This window comes from Planococcus sp. VCh962 (assembly GCF_057748275.1).
The window spans coordinates 1,428,281-1,448,430 of record NZ_JBYLHS010000001.1 but is presented as its reverse complement, the minus strand read 5'-3'; the positions used below and the strand labels follow the sequence as shown (position 1 = coordinate 1,448,430).

At 43.6% G+C, this 20,150-nt stretch carries 21 protein-coding genes and 1 other annotated feature; of the genes, 18 read left to right on the top strand and 3 right to left on the bottom strand.

Annotated features, from left to right (window positions below; genetic code table 11):
* Nucleotides 1-109: 109 nt before the first annotated feature.
* From AC3AQ9_RS07305 to leuS, 3 genes are all read left to right on the top strand, one after another.
* Nucleotides 110-802 carry a CoA transferase subunit A gene (locus tag AC3AQ9_RS07305; protein ID WP_488306760.1) on the top strand — a complete coding sequence of 231 codons (693 nt, stop codon included), beginning with the start codon at nucleotides 110-112 and terminating at the stop codon, nucleotides 800-802.
* 17 nt (nucleotides 803-819) lie between these two features.
* The gene (locus tag AC3AQ9_RS07300) at nucleotides 820-1,473 is read left to right on the top strand and encodes a 3-oxoacid CoA-transferase subunit B (protein WP_488306759.1); all 654 of its coding nucleotides are present in this window, start codon (nucleotides 820-822) and stop codon (nucleotides 1,471-1,473) included.
* Nucleotides 1,474-1,518: 45 nt separating this feature from the next.
* Nucleotides 1,519-1,724: a binding site (T-box leader), on the top strand.
* Between the two features lie 40 nt (nucleotides 1,725-1,764).
* Nucleotides 1,765-4,176 carry a leucine--tRNA ligase gene (leuS, locus tag AC3AQ9_RS07295; RefSeq protein WP_488306758.1) on the top strand — a complete coding sequence of 804 codons (2,412 nt, stop codon included), beginning with the start codon at nucleotides 1,765-1,767 and terminating at the stop codon, nucleotides 4,174-4,176.
* A 386-nt stretch (nucleotides 4,177-4,562) separates the two neighbouring features.
* Here leuS and AC3AQ9_RS07290 read toward each other — a convergent pair whose 3' ends face one another.
* Nucleotides 4,563-5,828 (bottom strand): BaiN/RdsA family NAD(P)/FAD-dependent oxidoreductase, encoded by a 1,266-nt coding sequence (locus AC3AQ9_RS07290; protein ID WP_488306757.1) that lies wholly within the window; start codon nucleotides 5,826-5,828, stop codon nucleotides 4,563-4,565.
* Nucleotides 5,829-6,019: 191 nt separating this feature from the next.
* Here AC3AQ9_RS07290 and AC3AQ9_RS07285 point away from each other — a divergent pair, with 191 nt between their 5' ends.
* Complete coding sequence (locus AC3AQ9_RS07285) at nucleotides 6,020-7,627, top strand: putative polysaccharide biosynthesis protein (protein ID WP_488306756.1); 1,608 nt, start codon at nucleotides 6,020-6,022, stop codon at nucleotides 7,625-7,627.
* A 9-nt stretch (nucleotides 7,628-7,636) separates the two neighbouring features.
* Entirely contained in the window at nucleotides 7,637-8,350 is a 714-nt protein-coding gene (locus AC3AQ9_RS07280; protein ID WP_488306755.1) for a pseudouridine synthase, read from the top strand.
* Nucleotides 8,351-8,512: 162 nt separating this feature from the next.
* Here AC3AQ9_RS07280 and AC3AQ9_RS07275 read toward each other — a convergent pair whose 3' ends face one another.
* Nucleotides 8,513-8,734, bottom strand: coding sequence for a DeoR family transcriptional regulator (locus AC3AQ9_RS07275; RefSeq protein ID WP_036802205.1), 222 nt, complete (start codon nucleotides 8,732-8,734; stop codon nucleotides 8,513-8,515).
* Between the two features lie 300 nt (nucleotides 8,735-9,034).
* On the opposite strand from AC3AQ9_RS07275, the gene pepV reads away from it, so the two are divergent.
* The 6 genes from pepV to AC3AQ9_RS07245 all read left to right on the top strand — a co-directional run bounded on the left by pepV (nucleotide 9,035) and on the right by AC3AQ9_RS07245 (nucleotide 14,371).
* Entirely contained in the window at nucleotides 9,035-10,408 is a 1,374-nt protein-coding gene (gene pepV / locus AC3AQ9_RS07270; protein ID WP_488306754.1) for a dipeptidase PepV, read from the top strand.
* A gap of 17 nt (nucleotides 10,409-10,425) precedes the next feature.
* Nucleotides 10,426-11,274 carry a D-amino-acid transaminase gene (gene dat / locus AC3AQ9_RS07265; protein ID WP_488306753.1) on the top strand — a complete coding sequence of 283 codons (849 nt, stop codon included), beginning with the start codon at nucleotides 10,426-10,428 and terminating at the stop codon, nucleotides 11,272-11,274.
* A gap of 82 nt (nucleotides 11,275-11,356) precedes the next feature.
* On the top strand, nucleotides 11,357-11,896 hold the full coding sequence (gene thpR, locus AC3AQ9_RS07260) for an RNA 2',3'-cyclic phosphodiesterase (RefSeq protein WP_488306752.1): 540 nt from the start codon (nucleotides 11,357-11,359) through the stop codon (nucleotides 11,894-11,896).
* A gap of 21 nt (nucleotides 11,897-11,917) precedes the next feature.
* Nucleotides 11,918-12,850, top strand: a complete 933-nt coding sequence (locus AC3AQ9_RS07255) for a diacylglycerol/lipid kinase family protein (protein ID WP_488306751.1) — start codon at nucleotides 11,918-11,920, stop codon at nucleotides 12,848-12,850.
* The gene (gene trmB / locus AC3AQ9_RS07250) at nucleotides 12,847-13,497 is read left to right on the top strand and encodes a tRNA (guanosine(46)-N7)-methyltransferase TrmB (protein WP_488306750.1); all 651 of its coding nucleotides are present in this window, start codon (nucleotides 12,847-12,849) and stop codon (nucleotides 13,495-13,497) included. Before AC3AQ9_RS07255 ends, trmB begins: the two co-directional genes overlap by 4 nt.
* 19 nt (nucleotides 13,498-13,516) lie before the next feature.
* The gene (locus AC3AQ9_RS07245; RefSeq protein WP_488306749.1) at nucleotides 13,517-14,371 is read left to right on the top strand and encodes a YtnP family quorum-quenching lactonase; all 855 of its coding nucleotides are present in this window, start codon (nucleotides 13,517-13,519) and stop codon (nucleotides 14,369-14,371) included.
* A gap of 56 nt (nucleotides 14,372-14,427) precedes the next feature.
* On the opposite strand, the gene AC3AQ9_RS07240 is transcribed toward AC3AQ9_RS07245, so the two are convergent.
* A complete protein-coding gene (locus tag AC3AQ9_RS07240) occupies nucleotides 14,428-14,742 on the bottom strand; it encodes a PepSY domain-containing protein (RefSeq protein ID WP_300992219.1) in 315 nt (104 codons plus the stop codon).
* A 170-nt stretch (nucleotides 14,743-14,912) separates the two neighbouring features.
* Here AC3AQ9_RS07240 and AC3AQ9_RS07235 point away from each other — a divergent pair, with 170 nt between their 5' ends.
* From AC3AQ9_RS07235 to AC3AQ9_RS07205, 7 genes are all read left to right on the top strand, one after another.
* The gene (locus AC3AQ9_RS07235; RefSeq protein WP_488306748.1) at nucleotides 14,913-15,986 is read left to right on the top strand and encodes a M42 family metallopeptidase; all 1,074 of its coding nucleotides are present in this window, start codon (nucleotides 14,913-14,915) and stop codon (nucleotides 15,984-15,986) included.
* Nucleotides 15,987-16,095: 109 nt separating this feature from the next.
* A complete protein-coding gene (locus tag AC3AQ9_RS07230; protein ID WP_488306747.1) occupies nucleotides 16,096-16,644 on the top strand; it encodes a DUF84 family protein in 549 nt (182 codons plus the stop codon).
* A gap of 33 nt (nucleotides 16,645-16,677) precedes the next feature.
* Complete coding sequence (locus AC3AQ9_RS07225) at nucleotides 16,678-17,193, top strand: hypothetical protein (protein WP_488306746.1); 516 nt, start codon at nucleotides 16,678-16,680, stop codon at nucleotides 17,191-17,193.
* An 11-nt stretch (nucleotides 17,194-17,204) separates the two neighbouring features.
* Nucleotides 17,205-17,522, top strand: a complete 318-nt coding sequence (locus AC3AQ9_RS07220; protein WP_488306745.1) for a thioredoxin family protein — start codon at nucleotides 17,205-17,207, stop codon at nucleotides 17,520-17,522.
* Between the two features lie 62 nt (nucleotides 17,523-17,584).
* On the top strand, nucleotides 17,585-18,400 hold the full coding sequence (locus AC3AQ9_RS07215; protein ID WP_488306744.1) for a DUF1444 family protein: 816 nt from the start codon (nucleotides 17,585-17,587) through the stop codon (nucleotides 18,398-18,400).
* A complete protein-coding gene (gene ytpR, locus AC3AQ9_RS07210) occupies nucleotides 18,397-19,005 on the top strand; it encodes a YtpR family tRNA-binding protein (RefSeq protein ID WP_488306743.1) in 609 nt (202 codons plus the stop codon). Before AC3AQ9_RS07215 ends, ytpR begins: the two co-directional genes overlap by 4 nt.
* A 6-nt stretch (nucleotides 19,006-19,011) precedes the next feature.
* A partial coding sequence (locus AC3AQ9_RS07205; protein ID WP_488306742.1) for a hypothetical protein occupies nucleotides 19,012-20,150 on the top strand: 1,139 nt, incomplete at its 3' end.

The following is a 20,150-nucleotide window of genomic DNA, read 5'->3' as shown; positions in this document are numbered from 1 at the left end:
CGTCTTTCGGCTCTCTTCATATTGCGTTTTATGGGAGAGTTTGGTTAAATTATAAAGAAAGCGCTTTATTTAAATAATATTCTGCAAAATGGAATGGAGGCCACTTTAAATGAAACCGATTTATGGTTCTGCTCAAGAAGCAGTTGAACAAATACAGGACGGCGCCACGATTATGGTGGGCGGGTTCGGTTTGGTTGGAATTCCGGAACAATTGATCTTAGCGCTCGTGGACAAAGGAGTGACAGACCTTACCGTTATTTCGAATAACTGCGGCGTGGATGAATGGGGTCTGGGGCTGTTGCTTAAAAATAAACAGATCAAAAAGATGATCGGTTCTTATGTGGGTGAGAATAAAGAATTTGAACGCCAGGTGCTGTCCGGTGAAATTGAAGTGGAACTGACGCCTCAAGGGACGCTTGCAGAAAAAATGCGTGCGGGCGGAGCTGGCATTCCCGCATTCTTTACTCCGGCAGGGGTCGGGACGACCGTTGCAGAAGGCAAAGAAATCCGGGAATTCGACGGCAAAGAATACGTGCTGGAACATGCTTTGAAAGCTGATTTTGCATTGGTGCGTGCTGCCAAAGCCGACAAGATGGGCAATCTGGTTTATAACAAAACGGCTCAAAACTTTAATCCGCTGGCTGCTGCAGCAGGGAAAATCACCATTGCCGAAGTGGAAGAAATCGTGGAAATCGGTGAAATCGATCCGAACCATGTCCAAACGCCAAGTATCTATGTACAAGGCTTGCTGCAGGCAAAACAGGAAAAGCGAATTGAACGGTTAACGACTCGATCTGTATAAGAAAGGACGGGAACTCAGTGGATAAAAACTTAGTGAGAGAACGAATTGCAAGACGTGCCGAAAAAGAAATCAAAGACGGCGATTACGTCAATTTGGGCATCGGCATGCCAACACTGGTTGCGAATTTCATTTCAGATAATAAAAGCGTCGTGCTTCAATCTGAGAACGGATTGCTTGGCATCGGCCCTTATCCGACAGAAGATGAAGTCGATCCGGATCTAATCAACGCAGGCAAAGAAACAGTTACCACGATTCCGGGTTCTGCCTTTTTTACAAGCGCTGAATCGTTTGCGATGATCCGTGGCGGGCATATCGATGTTGCAATTCTCGGCGGCATGGAAGTGGCAGAAAATGGTGACTTGGCAAACTGGATGATTCCAGGAAAAATGATCAAAGGCATGGGCGGCGCAATGGATTTAGTTCATGGCGCTAAAAAAGTCATTGTCATCATGGATCATGTGTCAAAAGACGGATCGCCTAAAATCAAAAAGCAATGTGATTTGCCATTGACCGGAAAAGGCGTCGTCAATAAAATCATCACGGAACGAGCGGTAATTGAAGTGGCAGAAACGGGCTTGGTGCTGACAGAAGTGTTCGAAGGATTCTCCGTGCAGGACATCATCGATTCAACCGATGCGCCGTTAAATACGGAAAATGTGAAAGTTTCTTAATGTATTGCCAAAAAACGGTGGCTCCGCTAGAATGAATAGTAATAGTAAATGACAGTGAAGAGGATCAGTAAATTGTTTCTATTCCCAAGAGAGCCGGCGGTTGGTGCAAGCAGGCGATTAGAGCAATTGAACTCACCTTGGAGTCCGTGTATGTGAAATTGAGTAAGATACACCGTTTTCCGCGTTAAGGAGTCAAGTTGAGCGGACAGCCGCTAATTTGGGTGGTACCGCGGGAAACTCCCGTCCCTTATTTAAGAGGGACGGGAGTTTTTATTTTGAGGAGGAATAGAGATGACATTTAAGCACAAAATAGTTGAAAAGAAATGGCAAAAATATTGGGAACAAAATAAAACGTTTAAATTGGAGACGGATTTTTCAAAACCGAAGTTCTATGCTTTGGATATGTTCCCTTATCCATCAGGTGCCGGCCTTCATGTAGGGCATCCTGAAGGATACACAGCAACGGATATCTTGAGCCGCATGAAGCGCATGCAGGGCTATAACGTTCTTCATCCGATGGGATGGGACGCATTCGGCCTTCCTGCTGAGCAATATGCACTTGATACCGGAAATGATCCGGCTGAATTCACGGCAAAAAATATCGCGACATTCAAGCGCCAAATCCAGGAACTTGGATTTTCATATGACTGGGACCGTGAAGTGAATACAACGGATCCTTCATATTATAAATGGACTCAATGGATTTTTATCCAGCTTTACAACAAAGGATTGGCTTATGTCGATGAAGTGGCTGTAAACTGGTGTCCGGCACTTGGAACAGTCCTTGCCAATGAAGAAGTGGTCGACGGCGTTTCTGAACGCGGCGGCCATCCGGTAGAACGCCGTCCGATGCGCCAATGGGTGCTGCGCATCACAGAATATGCGGATCGTTTGCTGGAAGATTTGGACGAGCTTGACTGGCCTGAAAGTTTGAAAGACATGCAGCGCAACTGGATCGGAAAATCGGAAGGGGCGGAACTTGAATTCCAAGTAGATGGAAACGGCCATTCGTTCCGTGCCTTCACCACGCGCCCGGACACGATTTTCGGTGCAACATATGCAGTTTTGGCGCCAGAACATAAATTGGTTGCAGAAATTACAACTCCTGATCACAAAGAAGCGGTTGAAGCATATATTGATGAAGTTAAAACAAAGAGCGATTTGGAACGCACAGATTTGGCGAAATCCAAAAGTGGCGTATTCACTGGAGCTTACGCAATAAACCCGGTGAGCGGCGAAAAAATGCCAATCTGGATTGCGGATTATGTGCTTGCGACTTATGGAACTGGTGCCATCATGGCAGTTCCTGCGCATGACGAACGCGACTATGAATTCGCGAAGCAATTCGATTTGCCGATTGTTGAAGTGGTTTCAGGAGGGGATATTTCGACAGAAGCCTATGCAGGCGATGGCGAATTGATCAACTCTGGCTTCTTGAACGGCTTGAACAAAAAAGAAGCGATCGAAAAAGCGATTGCTTGGCTGGAAGAGCATGGCGTCGGCGAGAAGAAAATAACGTATCGCCTTCGCGACTGGCTGTTCAGCCGCCAGCGTTATTGGGGCGAACCGATTCCGATCATCCATTGGGAAGACGGCACAATGACACCGGTCGAAGAAAAAGACTTGCCATTGATGCTTCCAGTGACCACTGACATCAAACCAAGCGGCACAGGCGAATCCCCGCTTGCCAATATCGAGGAATGGGTCAATGTGGTTCATCCCGAAACAGGCATGAAAGGGAGACGCGAAACCAATACCATGCCGCAATGGGCAGGCAGCTGCTGGTATTATTTGCGCTATATCGATCCGACAAATGATGAAGTATTGGCCGACCCGGAACTATTGAAACACTGGCTTCCGGTTGATGTCTATATTGGCGGAGCGGAACATGCAGTTCTTCATTTATTGTATGCGCGCTTCTGGCATAAAGTGCTTTACGATATCGGTGTAGTTTCCACAAAAGAGCCGTTCCAGAAATTGTTCAACCAAGGAATGATTTTGGGAGAAGGCAACGAAAAAATGTCGAAATCCAAAGGCAATGTGGTAAATCCCGACCAGATCATCGAAAGCCATGGAGCCGATACGCTTCGCCTTTATGAAATGTTCATGGGGCCGCTTGAGGCATCCATCGCCTGGTCCACAAACGGACTTGACGGCGCTCGCCGATTCCTTGACCGTGTATGGCGCCTATTGATTGAAGAAGAGCAATTGAGCGGCAAAGTGGTTGAAGCAAATGATGGCAAACTGGAAAAAGTTTATCACCAAACAGTTAAGAAAGTAACTGAGGATTTTGAAGGGCTTCGCTTCAATACGGCTATTTCTCAAATGATGGTCTTCATTAACGAAGGCTATAAAGCAGAGGCGCTACCGAAAGAATACGTAGAAGGTTTTGTCAAACTCTTGTCACCGATTGCTCCACACCTTGCTGAAGAGCTATGGGAAAAATTGGGCTACGCCGAATCGATCACTTATACAGCTTGGCCGGAATACGATGAGTCGAAAATGATTGATGACGAAATCGAAGTGGTTGTTCAAGTAAATGGCAAAGTCCGCACAAAACTTGTCATTGCTAAAGACTCAACGAAAGAACAATTGGAAGTAGCAGCGCTTGCGAATGAACAAATTGTGAAAGCGGCTGACGGAAAACAAATCCGTAAAGTTATTGCGATTCCAGGGAAATTAGTAAACGTTGTAATTGCGTAATAAAGAGAAATTTAAAAAGCCTGTCCGAACCAGCTGAATGCTAGTGGACAGGCTTTTTTGTTTATCAGCAAGTAAATTGGGGTGTATCGCAAGTAAACCTCGAAATACCGCAAGTAAACTTAGTGAAAGCGCAAGTGACTTCTATTTTTCCGCAAGTAAAGTCAAATTTTCCGCAAGTAACCGGACATATTGAATCCGAATATATGCGCCGAACTGAAATGAATTATCGAGAGTGAAGAAAAATTATTTGGAACGACGATAAAAAATTTTAAGCGCAGATAAATAAAATCTTAAAGTATAAGCTTTCAAAAACAGCATCTTTTTCCCATCATTTCAGTCCTAATAGAAAGCCGCCCACATAATCAAGGGCGGCAAATAAAACATTATCATGATATATGGGCAAATGCAGCAGCACTTCTGCCGGCAACATTTCCAGTGACCAATGCGGAAGTGATATTATAGCCACCGGTGTAGCCATGGATATCCAAGATCTCCCCACAGAAGTACAAGCCGGGCTTTTTGCGTGAAGCCATAGTTTTCGGTTCGATTTCTTTAATCGACACCCCGCCGCCAGTGACAAATGCTTTTTCAATTGGCTGAGTGCCTGTGACGAACATCGAGAAAGCCGTCAATTGCTGGGCAAATGCACGAACTTTATCGCTTGCAAGCTCTGCGCCGACCACTTGTGGATCGATTCCAGCACGTTCCATCAAAAACAGCAGCCAGCGTTCTTGTGTGATGCTTTTCCAAACATTTTTCACCGCTTTTTTCGGCTCGTCTTTCATCATTTTATGAAGCAATTGAAATGCAGATTCGGCATTTTCTTCCGGCAGCGTATTGATGCGCATTTCCACAGGCTGCCCGCCGTTTTTCTTCATTTCCTTGACAACATACTGGCTGCAGCGGAGCACCGCTGGGCCGCTCAAGCCGAAGTGGGTGAACAGCATGTCCATTTGATGCGTAACGAGTGTTTTGCCTTTTTTATTCAGCACGGATACCGCTGCATCACGGAGGGCGAGGCCTTGCAGTTCACGGCTGACGATAAATGGCTCTTTCGACAATAACGGAACTTCAGTCGGATACAGGTCGGTAACCGTATGTCCCGCTTTTTCCGCCCAAGGGTACCCGTCTCCCGTTGAACCGGTTTGAGGCACCGCTTTTCCACCGACTGCAACGACAACGGCTTTCGCCGTAAATTCTTCTCCGGAATGGAGGCGTACGCCTGTCACTTTTTCATCAGTCATCAATAGTTTTTTTACAGGAGAATCCAGCAGCACTTTGACATTCAGCCGGTCCATTTCCCGGAACATGGCATCTGCCACATCTTGGGCACGATTCGAAACCGGGAACATGCGGCCATGGTCTTCTTCTTTCAATGAAACGCCCAGGCCTTCAAAAAATGCGATGATGTCTTCATTATTAAATACAGCAAATGGACTGTACAAAAATCGCCCATTGCCCGGAATGTTTTTCACAATTTCTTCAAGAGGCAAGCGATTGGTCACATTGCAGCGTCCACCGCCTGAAATGACCAATTTTTTGCCTAACTTTTTACCTTTTTCAATCAATAAAACCTTTTGGCCTTCGGAAGCCGCAGCAATGGAAGCCATCAATCCTGAGGGACCCCCGCCGATAATTATAACGTCATACATAAAATAAGAACTCGCTTTCGTTTTTATTACAGTATACACCATGGGAGAAAACTCGTTGAGTAATTTCTTTTATAGGTGTACACTATCGTGTAGATTGTTTTTTTATCCCGCTATAACAATCAGGATGGCTGAAGAGAATTTCCATGCTGATGCAAGTTTTTCTTTATATTGAACATGTCAGGAAGTGTAAAATGTCAACGCTAATAAAAGGAACTGCTATATTAACCATGGGTTTGTTTTTATCAAAAATCCTTGGAGTCATCTATGTCATCCCGTTTTACGATATGGTAGGGGAAGAAAATATCGGCCTTTACCAATATGCTTACATACCGTATAACTTAATGCTGTCACTGGCAATTTCGGGAGCGCCGATCGCTTTTTCGAAATTCGTCGCAAAATATAATTCGCTTGGAGATTATGAAACCGGCAGAAGATTATTGAAATCCGGACTGACGACCATGATGATTACAGGATTTGCATCGTTTTTGATTCTTTATTTCTTTGCAGGTCCGCTTGCTGAAATTACAATCAATGAAAATGAAAAAGTCCATACCGTCCAAGACGTCAAAGAAGTGATTCAATGGGTAAGTTTCGCTTTGATTGTCGTTCCGTTCATGAGTTTGTTCCGCGGATTTTTCCAAGGCTACAATTTTATGATGCCAACAGCTGTGTCCCAGCTGATTGAACAAATCATCCGTATTGTGTTTCTGCTTGGAGGAGCCTACCTGGTTCTGAATGTCTTTGGCGGTACTCCGAAAACCGCTGTGCAGATTGCAGTGCTGTCCGCATTTGTCGGGGCGCTTGGGGGCGTTCTCGTCCTGTTTTATTATTGGAGAAAGAAAAAGCCGGAGTACAACGAACTTCGCGCTAAATCGGTTGAATCCTACGATGTACGGCTGCGGGATATGTACAAAGAAATTGCAATCTATGCCGTTCCGGTTGTTTTTTTAGGAATTGCCAATCCGTTGTTCCAGTTTGTCGATATGCTGACGTTCAACAATGCGATGAGCACAACAGATAATGCAGCCAACTCGAGTGTTTACTTAGGTATGCTGAACTTAACAACGCATAAACTGGTGATGATTCCAGTGATGCTTGCTACCGGATTCTCGATGGCGCTGATTCCGTTGATCACTAAATACTTCACGAATAAAGAATACAAGTCTGTTAACCGGACTTTGGATCAAACGTTCCAGATTCTCTTGTTCTTGACACTGCCGGCAGTTGTCGGAATGACGATGTTGTCTGACGAACTATACCATGTATTCTATGAAATCAGTGCGCCTGGATCAGAAATTCTTTCTCATTATTTGCCGGTGGCGATTCTGTTTGCTATGTTCCCGGTGACAGCGTCAATTCTGCAAGGGATCAATCAGCAAAAGTGGATCATTCTAAATTTATTGGTTGGTTTATTATTAAAATTGGCATTGAATACCCCGTTAATTGAACGCTTTGAAACAGATGGGGCAATTGCAGCCACCATCATAGGTTATCTTGTAGCAATCGGCATGAATTTAGCAGTCATCAAAAAAACAATGAATTACCGTTCAAATATGGTTGTACGGCGCTTATTCCTCATCGTTTTATTGAACCTGGTGATGGCCGGAATTGTGTTCCTTGTTATGACTGGAATCGATCAGTTTATCAGCATGGACACGAAACTCCATTCGATTGTCCGCATTTTAATCGTTGGTGGTATCGGCGGAGCTGTTTATGGCTTTATCAGCTTGAAAACGGGCATTGCCCAAAAGCTGCTGGGAGAGCGTTTGACCAAATATACACGGAAATTCGGTTTCTAGGAGGACATTATGCGTATAGATAAATTCTTATCGAATATGGGCTACGGTTCCCGAAAAGAAGTGAAAGTCTTGCTGAAGTCAAAAGCTGTGGAAGTGAATGGCGAAGTGGTGCGTGACCCGAAAGTCCACGTTAATGAAACAGCGGATTTTGTAACAGTCAGCGGGGAAAAGGTGGAGTACACGGAATTTATCTATCTGTTGATGAACAAACCGCAAGGCGTGATTTCGGCGACAGAAGATAATTATGATAGGACGGTAATCGAGTTGTTAGGGGAAGCGGAGCGCAATTTCGAGCCGTTTCCGGTCGGCCGGCTCGATAAAGATACAGAAGGTTTTTTGCTGCTGACGAACGACGGCAAATTGGCGCATGAATTATTGTCTCCCAAAAAGCATGTCGATAAAAGATATTTCGCCGTGATAGACGGAATGGTAACTCCTGAAGACGGAGCAGCTTTTGAACGGGGCGTTATGCTCGACGACGGTTATGTTACAAAGCCAGCACAGCTGAAAATCTTGAAGAGCGGTGCGGTGTCCGAAATTGAATTGACGATCACTGAAGGAAAGTTCCACCAGGTGAAACGGATGTTTCAGAGTGTTGGAAAAGAAGTGACTTATTTAAAACGATTGTCCATGGGGCCGCTGGAATTAGATCCGGAGCTTGGACTCGGGGAATACCGCCATTTGGCTGAAGAGGAAATCGAATTATTAAAACAAAGAAAATGACCGCAGCTGTTGCGGTCATTTTCTTTGTTTAGGGAGCATCTTTGAGTTGTCTAGACTCCAGCGTCCAGTTTCTGGGGATGTAAGCTTTCCGGCTTTCTGGCAAAAAGCGCCGTTTCGCCAAATCGTCTTATGCCTCAAATTTAAATGGGCGCTTGAGCTTTTTTACGATGTCATTTTGACTTTTTTATGCGTCGTTGTCCATTTGCCGCGAGTTGGACTTTCTACCAAGTCGTTAAAGGCTAACACATTCAAATCTCTTTGAATGGTGCGAGGAGTGATGCCGAATTCATCGACTAAATCTTGCGTAGTTACAGTTCCGTTATCACGGATGTACTTATACATATCTTTAATTCGAATTAGCATGCGATCAGTTGTTGGTTTCAATATTAGAACCACTCCTTCATCTTTTTTCCAATAGGCAAAGACTAGCGGACGATATGCTGAGGTATACTCAACGGTCTTGAAATAAAAGCCAAAGACATCCCCTTTTTTTATAAAAATCTGTCAAATAGTATTATCTGACAATTTGATTATAGCGAAAAAACAATTTAAATTCTACAATTATCGACTATTTCATATAAAATTAACATTACAGATACATAATAATTTGTGTGAATTTGCTTCTAGTTCTTTAAATTTTTCCTGAAAGGTGTACAATAACTTTAACTAAAAGGGGAGTGAATTATGGATTGGCAACTAGAAGCTGAAAAGCGCAGAAGTGAAATCATCAAGGAATTGCAGCAATTAATCGCAATACCGAGTATTTTGAACGAAGAAAAAACACTGGAAGCCCCTTTTGGAACAGACGTTAAACGAGCTTTAGAGTGGTTTATGGACAAAGGCGAAGAACGCGGCTACCAGGTGAAAAATATAGCCAATGTGGCAGCCCATCTGGAGACAGGAAAAGGTGAAGAGTTGCTTGGGATTTTAGGCCACGTAGATGTAGTTCCCGCAGGGACCGGTTGGACAAAGGATCCTTTCGGCGGAGAAGTTGAAGGGAATAGATTGTATGGCCGTGGCGCAATCGACGACAAAGGACCTACAATTGCGGCTTGGACAGCGTTAAATATGGTGAAAGAAGCAGGCTTTGAATTTACGAAACGGGTCCGCTTAATCATCGGTACGGATGAGGAAAGCGGATTTCGTTGCGTTGAGCGGTATTTTGAAACAGAAGAAATGCCGACGATGGCTTTTGCTCCAGATGCTGATTTCCCGATTATCAATGCTGAAAAAGGGATAGCGTCACTTGTTTTTTCAAAAGAGGCTTGGACCACAAAAGATGCATTGATCACTTTTTCTTCCGGCAGCCGCACCAATATGGTTCCGGATTTGGCGGAAGCTGCAGTTATAGGGGATTTGCACGATTGGCACCAAGACTTTGAAGATTTTTGCAGTGAACAAAATGTTAAAGGTGAAATCGAAGCCGCTGACGGTAAGCTTCAATTGACTCTTCATGGCAAATCAGCCCATGCAATGGAGCCGGACGACGGAGTAAATGCGGGTGTCTTACTGGCGTTGTTTCTAACGAACAGGTTGGACGGCGGCGGCAAAGCATTCACTGGATTTGTCGCTGATCATTTTTATAAAGATTCAAGAGGACGGCATCTTGGCCTGGACTTTACAGACGCAATTTCCGGAGATACGACGTTTAATGCCGGCATTATTCATTTTGAGCAAGATAAACGGGCGACAGTAGAAGTCAGCATGAGGTATTCAATCAGCTATCCATTTGAAGAAAAAATGGCAAATGTGGAAACGGATGATTTTACTTTGGAAATCCGATCCAACTCCATTCCTCATTATGTAGATGGCAACGACCCATTCATCAAAACGCTTCAAAATGCTTATGAAAAACAAACAGGAAATACTGCAAACCTTCTTTCCATTGGAGGGGGAACTTATGCGCGGGTGCTGAAAAAAGGCGTAGCATTCGGCATGCTGTTTCCAGGAGAAAAGGATGTTGCACACCAAGCGGATGAATTTGTCGATATTGACAACCTAATAAAAGCCACAGCAATTTATGCTGAGGCGATTTATCAATTAGCTTGTAAAAAATGAGGAAAGAGGGATCAGACATGGATTGGATTTTGCATAATGGCGAGTTTATTCGAGAAAATGAGTTGAACGTTTCTAAGGAAGACCGGGGGTACCAATTCGGAGATGGAATTTATGAAGTCATCCGGGTATACGAAGGCAATTTATTTACCGCTGCAGAACATATCGACCGTTTTTACGAAAGCGCTGAGAAAATTAAAATTGTCATTCCTTTCACAAAAGATGTATTCCACAAACAGATGTATGACTTAGTAGAAATGAACGAAATCGATAATGGGCAAGTGTATGTGCAAGTGACTCGCGGAGATGCGATTAGACAGCACCATTTCCCGCAAGCGGCATCGCCAGTGATTGTGGCTTATACAAAAAAAGTGGAGCGTCCTGTAGAAATGATGAAAGCAGGCGTAAAAGCGAAGTTTATCGAAGATATCCGCTGGCTGCGCTGTGACATCAAGAGCTTAAACCTTCTGGGGAATGTTCTAGCAAAACAGGAAGCGCATGAAGCTGGCAGCTATGAAGCCATTCTGCATCGTGGAGAAGTTGTCACGGAAGGATCTTCTTCAAATATGTACGGACTTAAAAACGGAGTCATTTATACTCATCCAGCAACCAATCTGATTTTAAACGGTATTACTAGAAGAGTGATTTTAAATCTCTGCAAAGAGCTAGGAATCACGTTCCAAGAAACTGCTTTTACAAAAACCGAAGCACTTGAAATGGATGAATTCTTCATGTCATCCACTACCGCCGAAATCATGCCGATCATTCAGATTGACGGGCAGAATATTGGCAATGGAGTTCCTGGCGAACTGACACAAAAGCTTCAGCAAGCGTTTGAAGCCAATTTGAAATTAACAGTAAAATCATAAACAGAGAATAAAGTGGTCGGCGAAAGCCGATCGCTATTTTTTTGTAATGATATGAGTGGTAAACTGAAGGAAGGTGATGATTATGCAGGCACATTATTTTATTGGCATCAAAATTCCTGAGCCAGTCGCAAAAGAAATGGATAAAGCGAGAAGAAGCTGGAACTTAAAAAGCCATAAGCGGTACACCCATTGGTCAGATATGCATATTACGCTTCTTTTTATCGGCAATGATCCGCATAATGAAATTGAAGCAGCTGCACAGGAATTGGCGAATATCAGCCATGCGCCGTTTGAACTGACAACTAGCGGCGTAAAGACATTTGGAAATCCGTCAAAACCCCGCATCATTTACGCATCGGTGGAAGACAGCTCTGAGTTGACAGATCTGCAAAGGAGAGTCAGGGAGTCATTGCTTCGATTCAATCTGAATCCAGATAACAAGGCTTTTGTCCCTCATATCACCCTTGCTGGAAAATGGGCGGGAGGGCCCCCTCTTGAAATAGAGATGGAAATAGAGCCGATGACTTTTCAAGTCGCCGAATTTTCGATATTCCGGATTGAGCCTGGAAGTGTACCCAAATATATCCCTGAAGTTACGTATCAATTGAGAAAAAGCGTGTAAAAGCGCTAAAGGCGAGGTCTTATGAAAACTGTATTCATTATCAATCCGGTGGCAGGCAATGGCAATGCATTAAAAAAATGGAGCCATTTTAAGGAAACCATCAGCTTTCCATACGAAATGGTATTGACCGATGCCCCAGGAAATGCCACACATCTAGTGAAATCTTTTAGTAAATCGGGAGAAAAAGCTCTCATCATCGGTTTTGGCGGAGATGGTACGCTGCGCGAAATCATTGCCGGCGCTGCAGGAGCCGAGCAGTTGGTCATCGGTTCTGTTGCTGCGGGTTCAGGGAACGACTTTGGCAGAGGATTTTGTTCTTTCAAGGACGCTGAAGCCATTGAAGATTTTTTAAAGCAGCCAACTCTTGCAAAAGAAGACATCGGTGAATTTCACAATGGAGAAACCTATCAGTTTGTCAGCAGTTCCGGCATTGGTTTTGATGCGGAAATATCAGTATTGGTCAACCGTTCACACTTGAAAAAGTGGTTGAATAAACTCAACGCAGGGAAATTGGTATATTTGCTGTATGTTATAAAGACACTCGTTAACCCGAAAAAATTCAAGTTGACTGTGGAACACGATGGGCATAAGCAAACATATGAAGATGTCTGGCTCGCGACCATCAGCAATCAGCCTTATTTTGGCGGAGGCATGAAAATATCGCCAGATTCCAAAACCGATGATGGCTTGCTGGAGTTGACGGTGGTCCACCGGATTTCCCGCTTGAAACTGCTGCTGGTCTTTGGTACGGTTTTTACCGGAAGCCACACACGGTTTAAAGAAGTGATTCAAAAGAGTGGAACGGAATTTAGATTAACAGCCGAAGGGGAAGTCTTTCGCCATGTGGATGGTGATTATGCAGGAAAAACACCGAAAGATGAAACCGTAACTTATGCAGTAAGCAAGCAATATTGGTATGCCGTAAATACAAGAAAGAAAGAGGAAATAAAATGAGATCACGTTATAAACCATGGGCAGCAGATTTGATCGCAGCCAACCCAGAAATTGTCATTCCGGATCCGGAACAGCAAAAAGGCAAGTGGAAAGAAGTTTTTGGCAATGACAAGCCGCTCCATATCGAAGTAGGGACCGGCAAGGGCCGTTTTATCACCGGTATGGCTAAAGCCAACCCGGAAGTCAATTATATCGGCATCGAGCTGTTTGACAGCGTCATCGTTACCGCACTTGAAGGGATTCTGGAAACGGAAGAAGGCGTCCCTAATTTGCGCTTATTGCGCGTAAATGGGGCAGACTTGCTGAATTTCTTTGAAAAAGGTGAAGTACAACGCATTTATTTGAACTTTTCAGATCCATGGCCAAAAACGCGCCATGCAAAACGTCGCTTGACTTATAAGACGTTCCTGGAACTATATGAATCGGTACTTCCGCCAAATGGCGAAATTCATTTCAAAACAGATAATCGGGGGCTCTTTGAATACTCACTTGTCAGCATTTCGGAATACGGCATGTTATTGAAGGATGTATCACTGGACCTTCACGCGAACGAGCCGGAATGGAATATCATGACCGAGTATGAAGAAAAGTTTTCGAAAAAAGGCCAGCCGATTTACCGGCTGGAGGCACAGTTCCAAGCAAATTAATCACGGGGAGGAATTTGGGATGGAGAAATTTCAGTTTCATGATATGGCGTTAACTTGGCTTGATGGAGGAACTACTTGGCTTGACGGCGGCACAATGTTTGGCGTAGTGCCGAAAGTAGTCTGGTCGAAAAGATATCCGGTCAATGCGGAAAATCAAATCGAGCTGCCGACACATCCAATTCTGGTGCAATATGAAGGACATAATATCCTCATAGACAGCGGGCTTGGAGCGGATAAATTAACCGATCGCCAAAAGCGCAATCTCGGTGTATCTTCTGAGTCGAAGCTGGAGGTGAACTTAGCAGAATTGGGGCTAACAGCCGAAGATATTGATACTGTGCTGATGACTCATCTGCACGGAGATCATGCTGCAGGTTTGACAAAACGCCAAGGCGAATCATTTGTTTCGGCATTCCCAAATGCGACCATACATGTTTCTGCGACTGAGTGGGATGAAATGCGACATCCCAATATCCGTTCCCGCAACACTTATTGGAAAGAAAACTGGGAGCCGATTGCAGGACAAGTCGAAACTTTCGAAAGCGAAAAAAACTTGTTTGATGCGATCAAAATGATACATACAGGCGGACATTCCAATGGCCATAGCGTCATTAAACTGATGAGCGGCGGCGAAACCATTTTGCATATGGGCGACATCATGCCGACACATGCCCACCAGAACCCGCTTTGGGTGCTTGCGTATGACGATTATCCAATGGACTCAATCTTTGCGAAAGAAAAGCTAATGAAAGAAGCGCTGGAAAACAGCCATTATTTCACCTTCTACCACGATGCCTATTACCGGATTCTTAAATGGAGCCAGGATGGCAAAGAGATAGTCGAATCTGTCCAGTATCAGGAGAAAAAGATATAGAAAAAGGAGCCGATGAAAAGTCGGCTCCTTTTTTGCTTTTTGCAAGAAATATGTGATTATACTTTGTTCACTTCAAGGACTGCTCCGGTATATGCATCTGCAAGAAACTCAAATTGCTCGAGTTCATCTTCGCGGTGCCGGGTGATTCCGCCTTTGTATACTTCTGTGGATACGGCATGCTGTTTGTATGGTTCGGTTTTCATGAAAATCCACGAGCCGTCAATCGGCCCTTCTTCTTTAAAGGCTGTTTTTACGCTTTTCAGTACATCGTCTGCGGGGTAAAGCTTTTCTTTTCGGTCATAAACTTCTTTGATAATATAAGTCGCAGCTACACCTGTTGCAAATCCAATCAATAAATCCCGATTTTTCACAAAAATCCCTCCTATACTTGCTGAATAGATTGTACCATAAAAATTTATTTGACAGTACTAAAGTGAGGAAGCTGAACCAATTCTTTCGATAAACGAAAGAGCACGCTGGAAAATAACTGAAAAAAGCTCTAAACTTGAACTAAGCAATCCATTTAGGAGGAATCTTGCAAATGAATAGTGAGACGAGAGAGTTATTTAAAACATTGACGGAACTTCCGGGTACCTCAGGAAACGAACATGCTGTAAGAAAATTCATGAGGCAAGAACTTGAGAAATATTCCGATGAATTGATTCAAGATAACTTAGGCAGCGTCTTTGGCGTCAAGAATGGACAAGAAAACGGACCCAAAATTATGGTAGCTGGCCACATGGATGAAGTCGGATTTATGGTTACGCAAATTACCGATAACGGCATGATCCGATTTCAGCCATTAGGCGCTTGGTGGAGTCAAGTGCTGCTTTCTACTCGCGTTGAGATAATTGCCGGCGATAACAAAATTCCTGGTGTCATCGGATCGGTTCCGCCTCATCTGCTGAGCGAGGAAATGCGTAAAAAGCCGATGGAAATCAAGAACATGCTTATTGATGTAGGGGTAGACGACAGAGAAGATGCGCTGTCATTCGGCATTCGTCCAGGCCAGCAAATTGTGCCTTTCAGCCCTTTCACGCCAATGGCGAACGATAAAAAAATAATGGCGAAGGCTTGGGATAACCGGTATGGCTGTGGTTTAGCTATTGAATTGCTGAAAGAATTAAAAGATGAAAAGCTGCCGAATCAATTGTTTTCAGGAGCTACGGTCATGGAGGAAGTCGGATTGCGTGGAGCCCAGACAGCAGCTAATATGATCCAGCCGGATTTGTTTTTTGCGCTCGATGCCAGTCCGGCTAATGATGCCAATGGCGACAAAAATGAATTTGGGCAATTAGGCAAAGGAGCATTGCTGAGAATATTGGATAGAACGATGGTTACCCATCGCGGCATGCGTGAGTTCATCCTGGATACTGCAGAAACCCATAACATCCCGTATCAATATTTCGTATCACAAGGCGGAACAGATGCAGGGCGGGTTCATATAGCAAATGAAGGCATACCGAGTTCAGTAATCGGCATTTGTTCGCGTTATATCCATACGTCCGCTTCCATTATCCATACAGATGATTATGCAGCAGCAAAAGAACTGCTGACAAAACTGGTTAAAGCGGCAGATCGTTCAACTCTTGAAACCATTCTTCAAAACGTTTGAAAAGTGCCTTCGGGCTCTTTTTTTTGCACCGGGAAAAACCAAAGTTCTTAAAAATAGTAAAGAATACCATTAAGAATTGACACCAGTTAATTTGAAAGGGATGAGTGACTTGAAAAAAATCATTGCTGTTATTGCTTCTAAAAATCCTGCAAAAGTTAATGCAGTATCCGCTGTATTGGAAAAATTTCAATTTGACTTTGAGTTGAAATCCAAAGAAGTGGATTCTGGAGTTTCAGCACAGCCGATGACGCTTGCTGAAACCCGGTTGGGGGCAGTCAATCGCTCAAAAACTGCATTGTCCGATTCGATTGATTTAGCTATCGGATTGGAAGGAGGCGTATACGAACTTGAAAATGAAATGTATTTATGCAATTGGGGAGCGTTGGCGACTTCAACTGGAAAACTTTATACAGCTGCCGGTGCCCAGATCCCTTTGCCTGAAGAAATCGCATCAAAATTAAGGACTGGGAAAGAATTAGGGCCTGTGATGGATGAATACGCCGATGAAATCGGAGTCCGCCATCATAAAGGCGCCATAGGTATTCTGACAGCAGAATTCGTTAACCGAAATGAAATGTTTGAACATATCGTCAGCTTATTGCTTGGCCAATACATACAAGGCAGCGATACAGTTGCAAGTACCTCCAAACATCTTTAAAATAAGAAACAGTATAGATAGGGAGGAATATATGTGCCTCGTAAGGGATTCGTCATTCTGTTAATCGTATTATCGGCTGCCTTAAGTGGCTGTTTGGCTTCTTCCGAAGAGCGGATTGCTAATGGGATGTCCAAAGCCGCTACAGCATTCGAAAATGAACCAGCCGAAACCAATGAAAAAGTGGACAATACAGAACTTTATGTTCCAAAAAGTTATACCATTGAAGAACCTTCTGATGACCAAAATATCGTCATCACCAAAGGAAGCGATTCGTTCGTCTTATTTATCAACCCAAATGAGGCAAGTGACAGCACTTTATTCTATGATCTTCAAAAAGCGAATCCTGAACAGCAATGGGTGGCTGATGAAACATTTGAACAAAATGGCCGGTTTGGTTTTACAACCGTAAGGGAAATGGCTGAAGACCGGTTTGAAGTTGTCGCCAGTGCAGGTGGAATAAAGATGACGACTATATCTGAAGAAAGCAAAATCGAACCAAATATGGAATGGATGATGAAAACCGTTCGTTCAATTGACAATTCACGATAGGGGAAATACAAATGAGAGAATTAATAAGTACAGAAGAATTTCATGAGCTAGCAGCAAATAGCCCGGTTGTATTTATGTTTACGGCTGGCTGGTGCCCGGATTGCCGAGTCATTGATCCGATCATGCCCGATGTTGAATCAACCTTCAGCAATTTTACTTTTGTGGCAGTAGACCGGGACGCATTTATCGATTTATGCATCGAAAAAGATATTTACGGAATACCTAGCTTCTTGGCTTATTCAAACGGCAGTGAATCAGGGCGTTTTGTCAGCAAAGACCGTAAAACTAAAGAAGAGATTGAGGCTTTTTTAACCAATCTGCCTAAATAACAAAATGACGGTTCGCCAATTCTGGCAGAGCCGTTTATTTTTGAAAGAAGGGATACATTATTATGAAACCGACCGAACTCGTAAATCTGTTAAGAGAGCGTATGCCAAGCGAGCAATTGGAATGGCGCTATGACCGCGAAAATAATAATTTAAACATAAAACATAAAACCGTCGGAAAAGGGATGACGCTTTCTTTGCCGCAAGTGATTAACCGCTATGAAGCAAAAGGTGATTCTGCCATTCAAGAAATCGTTTATACGATTACAGAAACATTTGATGCTATGGAAAAGGAAGCAAAAGGAGAACTAAAATCATCTGAACACATTTACCCCATTATCCGCTCGACTTCTTTTCCGACCGAATCCAAAGAAGGGCATAAATTTATTACAACAGAGCATACAGCAGAAACGCGGGTGTTTTATGCGTTGGATGCAGGGACTACCTATCGCTTAATTGATGAAAATATGTTAAATTCATTAAGTCTGAATGAAGAGCAGCTTAAGGAAATTGCAAAATTTCAAGTGAAAAAGCTGAAGACCGATGTAAAAGAAGACCACGTCGCAGGCAATGTGTTTTACTTTTTGAATGAAAACGACGGGTACGATGCATCACGCATCTTGAATGAACCTTTTCTTAAAGAAATGAAATCTAAAATAACAGGCGATATGACTGTGTCTGTACCCCATCAGGATGTACTGATAATAGGAGATATCCGCAACGAAACCGGCTATGATGTTTTGGCACAGATGGCTATGCATTTCTTTACAAACGGCAAAGTGCCCATTACTTCATTGTCCTTTATTTATGAAAATGAAGAACTGGAACCTATTTTCATCCTGGCTAAAAATCGACAACAGAAGGAGAACGATAAAAAATGAACGTATTCTACAACAAAAAAGGGATAGGCGATGTCCTACTGGCTCAATTACAAACAGAAACTCCGGAAAAAATCCATACAGAACAATTTGATGACATTACGCTTATTAAAGATGAAAACGGAAATATTGCTGCATTTAACTTGTTCAACGCTTCACAATACTTGGATATCCAAGAAGCATCGGCCGTAGAAGTTTCTGAAGAAATGGTAACGGCTTTGCAGAATGCTCTGGAAAAAAACGGAGTGGACTTAACTTTGGAAGTGGATCTTTCTCCTAAATTCGTAGTGGGGTATATAGAATCAAAAGAGAAGCATCCGGATGCAGACAAATTAAGTGTATGCAGAGTATCTGTAGGTACAGAAGAATTGCAGATTGTCTGTGGAGCTCCGAATGTTGAACAAGGGCAAAAAGTGGTAGTAGCGAAAGTAGGCGCTGTCATGCCATCAGGAATGGTCATTAAAGATGCTGAACTTCGCGGAGTCCCTTCAAGCGGCATGATTTGTTCAGCTAAAGAACTGGCATTGCCCAATGCATCTCAAGAAAAAGGAATCCTTGTTCTGCCGGAAGACGCAGAAACAGGTTCTACATTTGAAGTAAAGGCGTGACGCATTATGAGTTGGTTTAAAAATATATGGGACCGTTTATTTTTCCAAGACACGGAAGATGAAGAAAAGGAAGTGGCACAGGAGCAGGAGCAGGAGGCGGCTCCGAACGTCCTCTCTAAAAGATCGCCATTTCGTTTCCCGGTAATAACGGATGCTGAAAAAAGTAAGTTCTTAAAAAAGAATCCTAGAACAGTGCTCCCGACAGAACCTTTGCAGGAGGAGAAGCCGAAAGCCGAAGTACTAAGAACAGCACCATCTAAACGCAGACCAATTAGCCCTGCATTAAATCAGAACCGCCGTTACGATCCAGCAGAGTCTTATGTACAAGACTTTACGGCATCAAAACCTGTTAGGCCGGTGGCACAGGCCTATGAGACGCCAAGAGCAGCAAGGATTGTGGAGAAAACGCCAGTTGCACCGGTGCTGAAGAAACCGGAAACCAAACCATATGAGGTACCGAAAACGGCAAAACCTCGAAGTTTTGAAGCACAACCAATTAAGAAAACCCGCAGTTTCGAACCAGGCCGGGTTCCTTCGCCGATCCATGGCTACAATGACAGCAAACCAACTCCAACAATAAACGTATTGGAGAAAAAAGAAATTACATTTGAACCGAAGAGGATTTTGCCTACATATGCTCAAAATGCTGCTGATGCGAAAAAGTCATCTGCAAGACGAGTAATGGCAGAGGCAAAAGCGGCTTCAGAAATTAAAGCATCAATAATGCCTGGAAATCAACCGGAATCGCAAAAGTCGGCTAACCAAGCTCAACCGATTCTTCAAGAAAAGCCTGTCATCCAGGAAAAACCTTCTTATGAAGAACAACTAAAAGTCCAAGAGCAGCCGGCTCCTGAAGAGATTTCTGTAGTCCAAGAACAGCCGGTTTCTGAAGAGATTACTGTAGTCCAAGAGCAGCCGGCTCCTGAAGAGATTTCTGTAGTCCAAGAACAGCCGGTTTCTGAAGAGATTACTGTAGTCCAAGAGCAGCCGATTTCTGAAGAGATTTCTGTAGTCCAAGAGCAGCCGGCTCCTGAAGAGATTTCTGTAGTCCAAGAACAGCCGGTTTCTGAAGAGATTTCTGTAGTCCAAGAACAGCCGGTTTCTGAAGAGATTACTGTAGTCCAAGAGCAGCCGATTTCTGAAGA